General features: G+C 68.9%; 13 protein-coding genes. 3 read left to right on the top strand and 10 right to left on the bottom strand.

The features are described from left to right. Window positions 1-176: 176 nt before the first annotated feature. The 3 genes from AZG88_RS47935 to AZG88_RS47925 form a co-directional block, all read right to left on the bottom strand. Window positions 177-1,340 carry a hypothetical protein gene (locus AZG88_RS47935; RefSeq protein ID WP_061701485.1) on the bottom strand — a complete coding sequence of 388 codons (1,164 nt, stop codon included), beginning with the start codon at window positions 1,338-1,340 and terminating at the stop codon, window positions 177-179. Between the two features lie 183 nt (window positions 1,341-1,523). Then, entirely contained in the window at window positions 1,524-2,645 is a 1,122-nt protein-coding gene (locus AZG88_RS47930) for a helix-turn-helix domain-containing protein (protein ID WP_061701484.1), read from the bottom strand. 168 nt (window positions 2,646-2,813) lie between these two features. After that, complete coding sequence (locus AZG88_RS47925) at window positions 2,814-3,665, bottom strand: class I SAM-dependent methyltransferase (protein WP_005243046.1); 852 nt, start codon at window positions 3,663-3,665, stop codon at window positions 2,814-2,816. A gap of 47 nt (window positions 3,666-3,712) precedes the next feature. Here AZG88_RS47925 and AZG88_RS47920 point away from each other — a divergent pair, with 47 nt between their 5' ends. Both AZG88_RS47920 and AZG88_RS47915 read left to right on the top strand, forming a co-directional pair. Continuing rightward, complete coding sequence (locus AZG88_RS47920) at window positions 3,713-4,294, top strand: helix-turn-helix domain-containing protein (protein ID WP_061701483.1); 582 nt, start codon at window positions 3,713-3,715, stop codon at window positions 4,292-4,294. An 11-nt stretch (window positions 4,295-4,305) separates the two neighbouring features. Further along, on the top strand, window positions 4,306-4,518 hold the full coding sequence (locus tag AZG88_RS47915) for a hypothetical protein (protein ID WP_005243042.1): 213 nt from the start codon (window positions 4,306-4,308) through the stop codon (window positions 4,516-4,518). A gap of 16 nt (window positions 4,519-4,534) precedes the next feature. Here the strand turns inward: AZG88_RS47915 and AZG88_RS47910 are convergent, their stop codons facing one another. Beyond that, entirely contained in the window at window positions 4,535-5,335 is an 801-nt protein-coding gene (locus AZG88_RS47910; protein ID WP_061701482.1) for a helix-turn-helix domain-containing protein, read from the bottom strand. Between the two features lie 65 nt (window positions 5,336-5,400). On the opposite strand from AZG88_RS47910, the gene AZG88_RS47905 reads away from it, so the two are divergent. Beyond that, complete coding sequence (locus AZG88_RS47905) at window positions 5,401-5,841, top strand: DUF3224 domain-containing protein (protein WP_025432821.1); 441 nt, start codon at window positions 5,401-5,403, stop codon at window positions 5,839-5,841. A 14-nt stretch (window positions 5,842-5,855) separates the two neighbouring features. Here the strand turns inward: AZG88_RS47905 and AZG88_RS47900 are convergent, their stop codons facing one another. From AZG88_RS47900 to AZG88_RS47875, 6 genes are all read right to left on the bottom strand, one after another. After that, window positions 5,856-6,434 (bottom strand): carboxymuconolactone decarboxylase family protein, encoded by a 579-nt coding sequence (locus tag AZG88_RS47900; RefSeq protein ID WP_005243036.1) that lies wholly within the window; start codon window positions 6,432-6,434, stop codon window positions 5,856-5,858. Between the two features lie 99 nt (window positions 6,435-6,533). Then, the gene (locus tag AZG88_RS47895) at window positions 6,534-8,720 is read right to left on the bottom strand and encodes an acyltransferase family protein (RefSeq protein WP_061701481.1); all 2,187 of its coding nucleotides are present in this window, start codon (window positions 8,718-8,720) and stop codon (window positions 6,534-6,536) included. Window positions 8,721-8,844: 124 nt separating this feature from the next. Continuing rightward, the gene (locus AZG88_RS47890) at window positions 8,845-9,171 is read right to left on the bottom strand and encodes a Rieske (2Fe-2S) protein (RefSeq protein WP_025432820.1); all 327 of its coding nucleotides are present in this window, start codon (window positions 9,169-9,171) and stop codon (window positions 8,845-8,847) included. Then, window positions 9,168-11,663 (bottom strand): nitrite reductase large subunit NirB, encoded by a 2,496-nt coding sequence (nirB, locus tag AZG88_RS47885; RefSeq protein WP_005243031.1) that lies wholly within the window; start codon window positions 11,661-11,663, stop codon window positions 9,168-9,170. Before nirB ends, AZG88_RS47890 begins: the two co-directional genes overlap by 4 nt. Window positions 11,664-11,753: 90 nt before the next feature. Next, window positions 11,754-12,905 (bottom strand): MFS transporter, encoded by a 1,152-nt coding sequence (locus AZG88_RS47880; protein WP_005243030.1) that lies wholly within the window; start codon window positions 12,903-12,905, stop codon window positions 11,754-11,756. Further along, window positions 12,902-13,843 (bottom strand): PAC2 family protein, encoded by a 942-nt coding sequence (locus AZG88_RS47875; protein ID WP_005243029.1) that lies wholly within the window; start codon window positions 13,841-13,843, stop codon window positions 12,902-12,904. Before AZG88_RS47875 ends, AZG88_RS47880 begins: the two co-directional genes overlap by 4 nt. Between the last annotated feature and the right edge of the window lie 13 nt (window positions 13,844-13,856).

Genomic DNA, 13,856 nt, shown 5'->3' with positions numbered 1-13,856 from the left:
ACGCCGTGCCGACCTGCATCATCAACCTGTCGCTCTGAATCGGCCCCTGACGGAACACCATGAATTTCCGAATTACAGGGTCCGGCTCGGCACCAACCACCCTCTGTCACCGATGTTCCATCGTCACGATCGGCCCGCCTCACCCCACCGCTGCACCGATGAAGGCGGGCAGGCATTCAGAGGACGAACAGCACGAAGGCGATCGCCACCAGCACGAGAGCCAGCCCGACCGCTGCAGCGACGAGCCAGGACGCCCGGGACGTCGAGTCGGCGGTGGATTCGTCCCCGGACTGCGCGACGGCGCGAGGTTCCGGCGGAGCGGCCACGGCTGTTCCGCCCGACACCCGCGCGGGGGACGCGCCGACCGCTGCGGCGGACGCGGGGTTGTGCGCGCGCGTCGCCGGCCGGCTCGGGGTTGCGGGACCAGAGGGGACGGGCTCGCCGACCACGGCGTCGATCACCTCGGTGACGTCGTACGACGGCGGCAGGCCGATCGGGGTGACCTTGTGGGTGGTCGGGTTGAACCCGGCGGCGCGGATGGCGGCACCGAGCGCTGCGGTCTGCTCGGGTCCTGGGCCGACGACACACCGCACACCGAACTTCTCACCGACCGTGGTCGCGAACCCGTGAACGGTCGCGGAGTCCCGCGCGATCAGCCCGTCGCCCGTCACGACCACGGCATCGAGGTTGCTGGGCAGCCAGCCGAACGCACCGAGCGCGGTGGCGATCTGGGCCGTGGGGGAGCCCCCCGAGGAGAAGCGGAACGCCTTGCCTGCCTCGACGCCCGAGCGGATCAGCGCGACAGTCGCGCCGGTGTCGTCGACGTGATAGATGCCGACCAACTGCCCGGGACGCTCCGCGATCTCGGATTCGAACCAGGCCGCGGCGGCTTCGGCGTCCGAGACGAGGGACAGGTAGGACATGTCGGCGTAGTCCAGTGCGTCGCGCAGCGCCGCGACGGCGGCCGAGTCCCAGCGGGTGGGGTAGGTGGCCATGATGTCGGGGGCACCGCCGGTCCGGCCGCCGTGGTCGGGGAGAGGCTCGCACTCCCGGAGCAGGCATCGCATCGCGCCGGCGACCAGGTCTTCGGCGCGGTACCGTGATCCGTCGCCTACCGCGACACCGGCCGGGTCGCCGACGCGGGGAAGGAACCCCGACACGGTGTGGGTTTCGCCGATCGTGTGCGGCGCCGACCCGCCGAGAATTGCGGTGCCGTCCGGACACATGTGCAGGACGGTGTCCCGGACGATGACGACCGGATCCGGGGATCCTGGATCGTTCGACGCCACCACGGCGGTGGACACGACACTGCCGATCCTGAGCCCGACTCCCATGGACATGCAAGTACCTCTATTCGTTTCACGAACGGATTGCGACTTCCGTCAGGCCCGTTCCGATTCGCTCGGTGAGGCCACAAGATGTACATCCTGCTACCCGAGCGCGCTTGTGCGCGCCATCACGCGCGGCGTGGCGTGGTCGTGTTGCGCACAGTCGGGTCGTTTTCGCTCGTGGCGTGCGATCCGTCAGGTAACCGTCGGTGCGCCGAGGGCCGTTCTCCACTCGGTCACGTTCTCGGTCATCCAGTCGAGGAGGTGCTCCGCCTCCTGCGGATGGCGACCGGTGCCGGCGAGAAGATCCGCGAAGGCCTGCGCGGGGGCGACCAAGCGGACGTTGTCGCGGAAGAGGGTGCGCTCGAAGACCGCAGCCGATCGGGGAGTGGCGACGAGGACGTTGGCGCCCTGATCGACGGGGCGTAGCTCGAGTGCGCCGGCCAGCGCCTCGCCGTGGTCTGCGTAGATCTGGACCTGGTGCGCCGGCGCGTACTCGACGAACGCCGCGGCGGCGAGTGATCCGGTCACCGCATAGAGGTGGCCGGAGACTCTCGCGAGTTTCGCGACGAACGACTGCACGCCCTCGGGTGCGAAGTAGCCGACGGTGGGGCAGTCCTTGAAACTGGAGTCGCTGCTCCAGGCGCGCAGCATCGGCTGCCACTGGACGCTGGTGATGGGACCACGGGGAAGTCGTTCGAGCAGATCGCGTTCTTCGAGGGTTTCGACCACCCGATAGGTCGCGCCGGTGGACGCGCCGGACAGCCGGACGAGTTCGGGGACCGTCAGCTGACCCGAATGATCGGCGAGGGCACGCACGACCCGGGCGGCGGGATCGCCGGTCAGCTGCGCGGCCGGGCGGCCGGGGCCGCGCCATGGGTCGGCGTCCGCGCCCCGGTCGCGCACCCAGATCGCAGGCCGGTCCGCGGCAAGGGAGGTGTTGCCCGTCGCATCGGCGTAGGAGAGGCCCCTGGCGTCGAGTTGTCGACGAACCGGCTCGGAAAGATAACGGGCACAGACGAATCCGCGATCCGATCCGGACAGTCCGTCGGCGAACCGGGCGGCGTCGCCCGCGAGCACCCCTCGGGCGGGGATGACGGAGAAGGACGCCACCTCGCCGTTGGGCGCGCCGACCAGCAATCGTTCCGGTGCGTCGGCGAGGGAGCGGGACTTTCCGGACGTCAACGTCCAGCCGTGGGGGAGTGCGGCCTGGAGGGTGGCGATCGCCCGGCGGTAGAGATCGATGTCGCGTTCCGGCTTGGGAAACGGCACCTTCGGCTCGCTACCTGCGAATTCGGCGTTCTCCTGATTCGGCACATCGCCAGTCTACTGAATCGGTCCGAGACGGAACCAAAAAATAGACCGAACTATCGTGGTCGGCTCCCAACACCACCGAGTAGTCGGATCCCGCCACCACTGGCCACCTCCACGTGAACATTCCCCAAGGCCGGGACGGCGTGGCGAGTTCCACTCCGACCGGCGGGTTCAGGGGCGACGGGCAATCCAGACGGTCCGGCTGCCACGGACCGTCAGGTCCCCGCGGTGCAGGACGCTGTCGGGGTTGTCTTCCGAGAGAAGGCGATCGAGAGTGTCGCGGTCGTCGGCGGCAAGTTGCCCGTCGAGCGCGGTGCGGATGCGGCGCAGGAAATTCTGTGCGTAGCGTCCGGTGCTCGGCGGAGCCGGGGTTGCCTCGCTGGTGAAACTGCGCTCCTCGACGTCCACGAAACCGGCCCGTTCCACGTGGGCCCGCCAGTTCGGGTGTGAGTTCCAGTCCAACCGCGCCAAGGCTTCGTGGCAGCGCGACTCCAGGCCCGGGCGGCCCAGGCCGAGGTCGTCCGGCAACAGGCGCGGCAGCGCGTCCATCTCGACGACCACCAGCACGCCGTCGGTGTTCAGCGCGCCGTACATGTCGCGGAGCACCCGGTCGGGAGCGGCGACCTCGTGCAACGAGGAGGCCGCCCACACGACGTCCGCCGCGTCGACTGCGGGCCACGCGACATCCAGATCGGCGCGCACGACGCTCAATCGGCCGGCAAGTCCCTGCCCGCTCGCGGCCGTGCGGAGGCGCTCGAGCATCACCTCCGATCTGTCGATCGCGATCACCTCGGCCGCGGGGAATTGTCGAGCAAGGGTCAGGCTGCCGACTCCCGTTCCCGCCCCCACGTCGACGACCCGGTGCGTGGTCTCCCCGGTGCGCTGTCCGACCCATTCGGCCACCGGGTACAGGTAGGAGCCGAAGACCTCGCCGTCCAGGTCCAGTAGATCCGCCAGCGCTGCCTCGTGATCCCGGGTGTGCCCGCCGTGGTGACGGGCGTGGTGATGAGAATGCTGTGTCATTACTCCAGGCTAGCCACATACTGCGCGATACGCATACACTATTGCCTATGACGCAAGAAGTCGGGTTGGACAGCGTGATCCGTAAACGCATCCGAGGCCTTCGGCTGGCCCGCGGCTGGTCACTGGACGTGCTGGCCGCGCGCTGCTTTCTCAGTCCGTCCACCCTGAGCCGCATCGAAACCGGCCACCGCAGGATCGCCCTCGACCAACTGGTTCCCATCGCGCGGGCCCTCGGCACCACGCTCGATCAGCTCGTCGAGTCCGTCGAGGACGAGGATGTGGTGATCCGGCCGCAGCCCGAACACACGCGAGGCCTGACGATCTGGCTGCTGTCCCGCGAACGCGCGCTCCACGGCGCGACCGTGGCGAAGATGCGCATCACCTCCGACCGGCCCGCAGGCCCGGAGCATGTGAGTGTGCACCCGGGCCACGAGTGGTTCACGGTGCTGTCGGGGACAGCCCGCCTGCAGCTCGGTGAGCGAACCATACTGATCGAAGCGGGCGCCGCAGCGGAGTTCTCGACCATGGTGCCGCACTCCATCGGCGCCCACGACGGTCCCGTGGAGATCCTCACGATCTTCGACCACGACGGGGAACGTGCCCACCTGCACGCCGATCACAACGAGTAGAGAGGACAGGCATGTCGACTTCCGACACTGCAGGCCAGACGGAGTTTCCGGCGACCATGGGGAAGGTCTCCCGTCGTGAGCTCGCATCCCACGGCTATACGCGTTTCGACCAACTGACGACGGTCACCGCCAAGGAGCTGTTGAAGATCCACGGCGTCGGACCGAAGGCGATCCGAATCCTCGAGGAGGAACTCGCTGAGCGGGGGCTCGGCTTCGCGAAGTGAGCCGAGCCCGGCCGCGCTACAGCACGCCGCGCGTGCGCTGATAGGTGGCCGGTGGTGTCCCGACCACGTGAGTGAAGACACGGGTCAGGTGCGCCTGGTCGCTGAACCCCAGTTCGTAGGCGAGCGCCGACCAGTCGATCCTCTCGCCCGAGTGGGCGGCGCCGGCCGCGTCGAGGATGCGGAATCGCTGGATCACCCACTTCGGGCCGATGCCGACGTACTCGGTGAACAGCCGTTGCAGGGTGCGCAGGCTGCAGCCGGCGTGTGCGGCGAGCTGGTCTGCCCGGACGAGGTCGCGGTTGCGCTGGGCGTCGCCCACCAGGGCTGTGATCTCCCGTCCCGTGGGGTCCGGAACCGGATCGGTGCGAAGAAGGTATCGCTCGAAGGCGTCGATCATCTCCGCGCTGTCCGTGCCGGCGAGGATTCGCTCCGCGACCGGGCGATCGTCACCGGCGAGCAGATCCCGTCCGGGCTGGACGGTTCCCGAGATCGCGCCGACGCTGCCCTTCAACAGCGGCCGGAACCCTCCCGCGTGGAAGGCGGCTCCCAGCACGTGGCCCTTCCCTGTCAGCGTTCGATAGAACGGCGACCGGGAGATCCCGTGCACCAGCAACTGTCCGTCCTCGGCAGCGACATGCACGCGCGGCTGGGGCACCACCTGCTGACGATGGGGCTGCGGCACCGACCACCTCACCAGCCAGTGGTAGTCGACGAACTCGGCCAAAGCCTCTCGGGGAGCGACCCGTTCGACCTCGAACCCCGGTGCGGCGGCCGTCGGGCGGACGATCGCCTCGGGATGTCCTGGCACAGTCGACATTCGCTCATCCTAGTGTCGCGAATGTTCAAGAACGCCACGCTGCCGCGTACCTAGGGTCACGTGTCATGAGCTACTCACACACTGCACGAGGCAAGTTCTCCATCGCGTCGTGGTCGGAATCGGTGATCGTCGACATCGACGGCGAAGGTACGAGCGCCGGCGACACCTATTACCCCACACGCGGTGCCAACCGAGCGACCGTCGCGTACTCGTACTCCGGGGACATCGAGGGAACGAGCACGGTGGTCTACCTGATCGCATACAAGGCCGATGCCGCGCCGGTGCTCGGCCTCGAACGCTTCGAGGGCTCGATCGGCGGGCACGACGGAACGTGCGTGTTCCAGCACATCGGCAGCCAGGACCAGGGGTCGGTGGCGGCACGGATCGAGGTGGTGCCGGGTATGGGCACCGGCGGTCTGATCGACCTACGCGGCAGCGCGGACCTGTCGATCGCGGGCCCCGGCGACAGCGGCTACGAATTCGTTCTGTCGTACGACGTCGGCTGACATTTCGACGTCGCTCATGTCGTCGAGGGTGCGGCGAGGGGCTTCAGGCCACACGCCGTCGCGAAGCCCTGTGATTCGATGCCGAACGCGGTGTTGGTGCGGGTCGCGAAGTTCGCCAGCGCGATGAACGCGGTCAGTTCCACCAGCGCGGCCGGGCCGAGCGCGTCGAGCAGCCTGGCCGACATTTCGTCGGTGACCGTCGGCGGGGTCTGGGTCATCGCTTCGGCGTACTCGAGCACGTCCCGCTCCAGCGGCGTGAACACGTCCGACCGGCGCCAGCGGGGTACCTCGCATGCCTTGGTCAGATCGAGGCCCTCGTTGTGGGCTTGGAAGTAGCCGAAGTCCAGGCAGAAGCTGCAGCCGACCAGGCCGGCCACCGCCATGTGGGCAAACGACTTCAGGTTCGCGTCACACTGATCCCACTTCTGTGCCTGGCGACCGACGCTGAAGCTGAAGTTCAGCACCTTCCGGTTGTGCCACGCGACCTCGACCGGCTCGGCCACCTCGCCGAGCATCTTGCGGGACATCCGCTTGACGATCGCGCCGTAGATACCGGTCAGTTCGGCCTTCGGGATCCGGGTATTGCCGGCCATGATTCCTCCTCCGGTTGTCGTGCTCTCGGCATGAGACACCGGCCACGAACCGAATGTGACACCCGAACCGGAATTGGTTGCAGGAACCTTCGCTACCGCTCAGCCCGGTGCGAGTGCGCGGTCGGCCACCGCGGCGACGACGGGCGAGAGTGCCTGAGCGTGTTCGAGGGTCAGGTGGTTGTCGTCGCGGTACACGAGGTCGTTGCCGACGATGACGGGGCAGCGCTCGGCGGTGCAGAACAGGGCGGTGAGGTCGGCGTACCGCCCGCCGCCTGCCGCGGTGGCCACCGCCTCGGCCACGACGCCGGCGTCGTTCACCGCGACCGGCCGTGGCGGCGAGCAGGCGGTCGCGTCGTCCAGATGGGCGGACAGGCACGTCGGTACGGTCGACTGCGGATCCGGAATCGGTCCGAGGACGAGGACGGCCGCACCCGTGGCCCGCAGTTCCGTGACCAGGCGGGTCAGGCTGTCGAGCCAGGCCTGACCGTAGACGGTGAAACCGAAATCGGCGCCGTACCGCCGGGACATGCTCAGCACCACCAACCGGGGCCGTTCGGTCCGCAGCCGATCGACGATCTCGCCGCGCCACTGCTCGCACTCGGTGTATTCCCGCCCGAGGTAGGGGCTGGTGAGTGGGAGGTCGAGAAGCGGGCAGGTGACCTTGCCCATCGTCTCGAGCCGCCAATGATTCTGCTCGGCGGCCGATTCGAACGCCGGGGCCCACATCGCGGCATGCGAATCGCCGACCAGCGCCACCGTCGTCGGAGACGCCACGTCCCCCGTCGCACACTCGCCCTGACCCACTTCGAGCCACGACCGCACACAGCCGTTGACGAACACCTCCGGCTTGTCTGCCGGCGCGTCGGCGAGTGGTGGAGACAGATTCGACGGGACCGCTTGCAGCCCTGCCGATTCCGCGACAGCCGCCTGCACCTGCGCGGTCATGTCGTGCACCGCCGCGTCACGCGGATCGACTGCGGTAGGCGCCGATTCGGCCGGCGCAGAGACGGTGAGGGCTGTGGCCGCGGCTCCGTGTCCGACCGGAACCGGCCGCGTGATCAGCAACACCAGTGCCGCACACACTGCGATGGCGGTGACGGCGCCGCCGAGCACGAGGCTGCGCGAGGCCGAACGACGCAGCGGAGCAGCGAAGCGGACGGGATTCTCGACCAGGACCAGTGTCAGTCCGGCCAGACCCGCGGACACCATGACCATCGCCAGACGATCGGTGAGGTCGAGCGAGCGGCCGAGCACGATCGGCGCGAGCAGCAGCACCGGCCAGTGCCACAGGTACCAGGAATAGGACACCCGCCCGACCGCCCGCATCGGTGGCAGCGACAGGCTCCGCCCGACCCCCAGCCGGGGTGCGGCACACCCCGCCCCGATCACCAGCACCGTGCCGACGACCGGAACCAGCGCGGCGGTTCCGGGGTAGGGCGTCGTCTCGTCGAGTCGGAAACAGGCGACCACGATCAGTGCGAAACCCGTCCAGCCGGCTGCGGCGGCAACCACCGACGGCAGCCGCTGCCAGTGCCGAACCGACAGGGCGACCAACCCGCCTGCGGCCAGTTCCCAGCCGCGGGCGGGCAACGAGAAGAACGCCCACGGCGGCAGGGTCCGGGTCCAGTCGAGTGAGACCGCAAACGACACTGCGGCGACCACGGCGAGCACGATCAGATACGGGGTCGTCGACGGTGTTTCGTCCGCGTCGAGGCGCCGTGTCCTGCGCCGGACGAGCCAGGCGACCCCGATGATCAGCGCCGGCCACAGCAGGTAGAACTGCTCTTCCACGCCGAGCGACCAGTAGTGCTGGAACGGTGACGGGGGCGCGTCGGCGGCCAGATAGTCGGTGCCGTGCAGCGCGAACCGGTAGTTACCGACGTAGAGCGCACTGGCGACCCCGTCACCGAGGACCGCGCGGGCCTGCAGAGGGGGCAGGAGCAGGGCCGAGCCGATCGCAGTGGCCACCAGCACGATGCACCCGGCGGGCAGGAGCCTGCGGGCCCGGGCACCGTAGAACTCGGCCAACCCCACGCGGCCGCTGCTCGCGACGTTCCGCCACAGCAGCCCGGTGATGAGAAACCCCGAGACGACGAAGAAGATGTCGACACCGACGAAACCTCCGTCGATTCCGGGCACGCCCGCGTGAAAGAGAACCACGGCCAGCACGGCGACGGCCCGTAGACCCTCGATGTCCGCGCGGAACCTCGTCTCGGCCGGCTGGACACCGACCGGAGGGCGGTTACCGGATCGGCGTCGCCGTTCCGGACTCGCGACGGTATTCACTCGACCAGCGATCTGTCCATGCGACGCGCCCCTTCAGCTGCAGCATTGAGCTCATGATGACAGCGGTGCCGAGACTTTCCCGAAAGGCACGCCGTATCAGGGCAGAGCACTGGTGACTGGCCACTCACACGTGCACGACGACCGACCCCTCGCGAACCGAGGCGGCGTAGGTGCGGACCGTGCCCACACCCTCGGATGCGCAGGCGCCCGTGTCGAAGGCGAACGCGTACTGGTGGAGCGGGCACATCACGCCGGTGGCGTCGATCTGTCCGTCGGCGAGGGGACCGCCCTTGTGCGGGCACACCGCATCCATCGCCCGAACGGTGCCGTCCGACAACAGGAATACGGCCACCTGACGGTTCTGCACGACGTACGTCCGGCCTTCGCCGGGCGTCAGGTCGCTGACCGGCCCCACCGCGACCTCGGAAGGCCCCTCGATCAGGGCGGTCATCGGACCGGCACCTGGGGAAGCGGCAGCAGTGGGAGCGACGGAGCGAACTGTGCGGGCGATTTCGGCGCGCTGCGCTCCTTCCAGGGATCCCGGTAGCCGTCCACCGCCGTCTGGATCCGCTCGTCCAATCCCGTCACGATGTCCTCCTCGTCTCGGACCAGTAGCGCCTGAAGATGTTCGAGTCCCACCCGCGGCACGAAGTCGTACGTGCGTTCGAGCCATTTCGCGTTCTCGCGGTAGTACTGGATGAACCGTCCGCCGAGTTCCACGACGGCGTCAGGGGATTCGACCGTCGCCAGCAGATCGCCCTTGCGGATGTGCGCTCCGGCGGCGCCGCCGACGTAGATTTCCCACCGGCCGTCGCCGACCGCGACCACCCCGAAGTCCTTGCACAGGGCCTCCGAGCAGTTCCGTGGGCACCCGGCGACCGCGAGTTTCAACTTCGCGGGCGTCTCCAGGCCCTGGAACCTCTCCTCGAGCGCAATGCCGAGGCTCGTCGAATCGCCGAGACCGTAGCGGCAGAAATCGGTTCCGACGCACGTCTTCACCGTGCGCATGCTCTTGCCGTAGGCGAACCCGGACGGCATGTCGAGGTCACCCCACACCTTGGGGAGATCCTCCTTCTTGATGCCGAGGAGGTCGATGCGCTGCCCGCCGGTGACCTTCACGAGCGGCACGCCGTACTTGTCGGCCACGTCGGCGATCTTGCGGAGTTGCTCTGGCGTGGTGACGCCGCCCTTCATCTGCGGGACCACCGAGAACGTGCCGTCGCGCTGGATGTTGGCGTGCACGCGGTCGTTGATGAACAGCGCGCCGCGCTCGTCCACCCAGTCGGGACCCCAGATGGTGCGGAGCAGCGAGGCCAGGGGCATCTTCGCGGACGCGTCCTCCTTCGCGTCCGTCGCGAGCTCGGCGAACACCTGGGACACGGCGCGGAGGTCGCGTTCCCGGATGGTCGCGATGAGTTCGGGTTTCGTCATCGGGATGCAGGGCACATACCAGTCTGCGGAGGGGTCGGCCTCGAGTTCGCCGCCCGCGGCGCAGGCCACGATGTCGGCGACGAGACCCTTGCACGAGCCGCAGCCCTTTCCGGCCCGGGTCTGGGCGCAGACGTCGGTGAGTGTCTTGGCGCCGGAATGGACGCACGCCACCAGATCGCCCTTGCTCACACCATTGCAGTTGCACACCTGCAGGTCGTCGGGGAGATCGGCGACACTCGTCGCGGCGCTCGGGGCTCCGACGTCGAAGAGCATGCTGATCCGCTCCTCGGGCAGCGGCACTTTGCCGTCGAACGCCTGCGTGAGGAATCCAGCCTTGCTGATGTCGCCCATCAGGGTGGCGCCGATCAGCTTGCCGTCGCGGACGACGAGGCTCTTGTACGTGCCGCTGCGCGGTTCGTAGTACTGGACGAACTCGTCGTCCGCCGTCTCGGGTCCCTTGACTCCCATCGCGGCCACGTCGACACCGGCGACCTTCAGTTTGGTGGTGGTGCGCGAACCGATGTACGCCGCTTCGGGATTGGAGCCGGTGAGGACTTCGGCGAGGATGACCGACTGCTCCCACACCGGGGCGACGAGGCCGTAGGTCTCCCCGCGGTGCTGTGCGCACTCGCCGACGGCGTACACGGAACCCTCGTCCTCGCAGCGCATCTGGTCGTCCACCACGACGCCGCGTTCGACCACGAGCCCGGCGGCCCGCGCGAGTTCGGTATTGGGCCGGATTCCGGCGGTGACGACGACCATGTCGGCGTCCAGGGTGGAGCCGTCGACGAACGACACCCCGGTCACCAGGCCCGCGTCGTCGCGCAGCACGGCGGTGGTCCGCATCGAGGTATGGACGCCGACACCGAGTTTCTCGATCTCGGCGCGCAGGACACTGCCGCCGCGTTCGTCGAGCTGCTGGTTCATCAGGTGCCCGGGGGAATGCACGACGTTGACGGTGAGACCCTGAGTGCGCAGCCCGTACGCGGCCTCCAGGCCGAGCAGACCGCCGCCGATCACCACCGCGGACACGTCGTCGCGGGCCTGCGCCATCTGCAGCATGCCGTTGGTGTCGGCGATGTTCCGGAATCCGAACACCCCACGGGCCAGGCGCCCGTCGTGCTCCCGCAACCCGTCCATGTTGGGGAAGAACGTGTTGCTTCCCGTGGCGATGATGAGCACGTCGTAGTCGACGACGCGGCCGCTCTCACACGTGACCGTCTTCGCGAACCGGTCGAGTGCGACCGCGCGGTCGCCGGCGTGGAGTTTGACGCCGTTGGCGGTGTACCAGCCCATGGGGTTGAGGATGAGGTCCTCGTCGTCGACGGCCGCCTCCCCGGACAGCACGTGCGAGAGCATGATCCGGTTGTAGTTGCCGTACGGCTCGTCGCCGATCATGGTGATCTCGAAACGCTCGCCGCCGCCACGGTTCAGGATCTCCTCGACGGTGCGTGCGCCGGCCATACCGTTGCCGACGACCAGCAGCTTGCTCGAACTCGGAGTGTTGGCCATGCGTCGAGGCTCCGCCCCGGGAGTGTCGTAACGGCTGCGCGCACGTTACGTGGGAATCAGGAACACCTCACAGCCCTCCCGGAAGTCATGTCAGGCAGGTGCGCGGTCGCGGGGCATGAGCAGCGGGGCCAGCACGGCGAGGAGCAGGGCGGGCAGCAGGAAACCGGCCGCGGGCGACACCGAGTACACCGGGGTGAGGGTGATCGGGGCGAGCGCGTTGCCCATGAATCGCAGCGCCTGCACGACGGACACCGCGCCGCCCCGGTTCGGGCCCGGCGAACCCAGCACGGCGGCGTTGACCCCCACCAGGATGAACTGACCGGCGATTCCGGCCGCGAACCACGCCACGGCCGCGACCGCGAGGAGGGACACGGTCCCGGCGACCGCGACGAGAATCGCCCCGCCGAACGCGCCGATCAGGACGGCCGCCCGGGCCCCGATCTTGTCGATGACACCGCCGACGAAGCGTGCGGTGAGGATGCCGGCGACGCCGAACCCGGTGAGCAGCAGCCCACGCTGGGTCGGGCTCAGCCCGAAGACGTCTTCGGCGCGGAACGCCACCAGGAAGCTCAGCCCACCGAGCGCGCCCCAGCCGAGGAGTGCGACCACCCCGATTCTCAGCACCGACGGGGTGAGGGCGTCGCGCAGTCGTGGGCGCGGTGCCCCCGGCTCGGCGGGAGCACTGTCGGGAACACCGACCAGACCCAGCACCGCGGCCACGAGGGCGATGACGAGGAACGAGAGACGCCAGTCGACCTCCGCCGCCAGCCCGCCGACGAGCGGCGCGCTCGACTGTCCCGCGGCCTGGAAGGCGCCGAAGATCCCCAGCGCCCGGCCGAGATGTTTCTTCGGTGTCGAGGCGGCGAGCGCCGCCAGCAGCAGCGGCGTCGTGAACGAGTTCGAACACCCCTGGAGCACGCGGGCGCCGAGGAAGAGCGGCAGCGTCGGCGCCACGAAACACGCCAGCGACGACAGCAGGTAGACCCCGTACGCGATCCGCACGGTCCGCGTCTGCCCCCACCGGGCGCCCAGCGTGCCCGACACCAGCATCAGCAACGCGAACGGCAGCAGGTACGCCGTCAGCGAGCCGGCCGCGGCGGACGCACTCACGCCGAGGTCGTCACCGATCTCGGGAAGGATCGAGGCGACGACCCCGCCGCCGAACGGACCGAGGAAACCGCCGGCGTAGAGCGCCGTGCGCTGGAGTGAGGAACGAAGCGACTCGGATGAGTTCTTCGTCACAGCCCGAAGCTGCCGGGCCCACGCCTGCGGAGATACCGCTCGAACTCGGCCGCCAGCGCGTCACCGTCGATCTTCGAGATGGCGTCGGAGATGTCGGTCTCGGCGTCGCCGCGCTCCTCGAGTGAGCGGACGTACTCGCCGATCTCCTCGTCGTCCGCGGTCATCTCGGTGACCGCTTCCTGCCAGTCGTCGGCCTGGGCCGGGAGTTCCCCGAGGGGCACCTCGATGTCCAGGACATCCTCGACGCGTTGCAGCAGCGCCACCGTGGCCTTCGGATTCGGCGGCTGGGACACGTAGTGGGGCACGGCCGCCCAGAACGACACGGCAGGCACACCGGCCCGGACGCACGCGTCCTGCAGCACCCCGGTGATCCCGGTCGGCCCCTCGTAGCGGGTCTGTTCGAGCTTGAACCGCTCGGCGGCCTCGCTGCTGTACGCGCTGCCCGTCACCGGGACCGGCCGCGTGTGCGGGGTGTCCGCGAGCAGTGCCCCGAGGATCACCACGGTGTTGATCTGCAGCTGATCGATCAGCTCGAGGAGGTCCTCGCAGAAGCTGCGCCAGCGCATGTTCGGTTCGATCCCGCGCAGCAGAACCACGTCGCGGTCGCTGCCGGGAGGCGAGCACACCGACAGGCGGGTGGCGGGCCACACGATCTCCCGGGTGACACCGTCGACCTGCCGCACCGTGGGTCGATTGACCTGGTAGTCGTAGTATTCCTCGGAGTCCAGCTCGGCGAGCGGCTGGGCGTCCCAGGTCAACTCGAGGTGCTCGACGGCTCCGCTGGCGGCGTCGCCGGCGTCGTTCCAGCCCTCGAAGGCGGCGACGAGGACAGGGTCACGAAGTACGGGCACGCCACTGTCCGTCGCACCGGCATCCGCGGTGTCGGGGGTGTCGTCGGCGCGGCCCGCAGGCGTGACGGGGAACTCACTGGAACTCACCCACCCAGCCTAC

The sequence above is a fragment of the Rhodococcus sp. LB1 genome (genome assembly GCF_001583455.1).
Classification (GTDB): domain Bacteria; phylum Actinomycetota; class Actinomycetes; order Mycobacteriales; family Mycobacteriaceae; genus Rhodococcus_F; species Rhodococcus_F opacus.
Note: the sequence above shows the minus strand (reverse complement) of the source record. Positions and strands in the feature narration are given on the sequence as shown.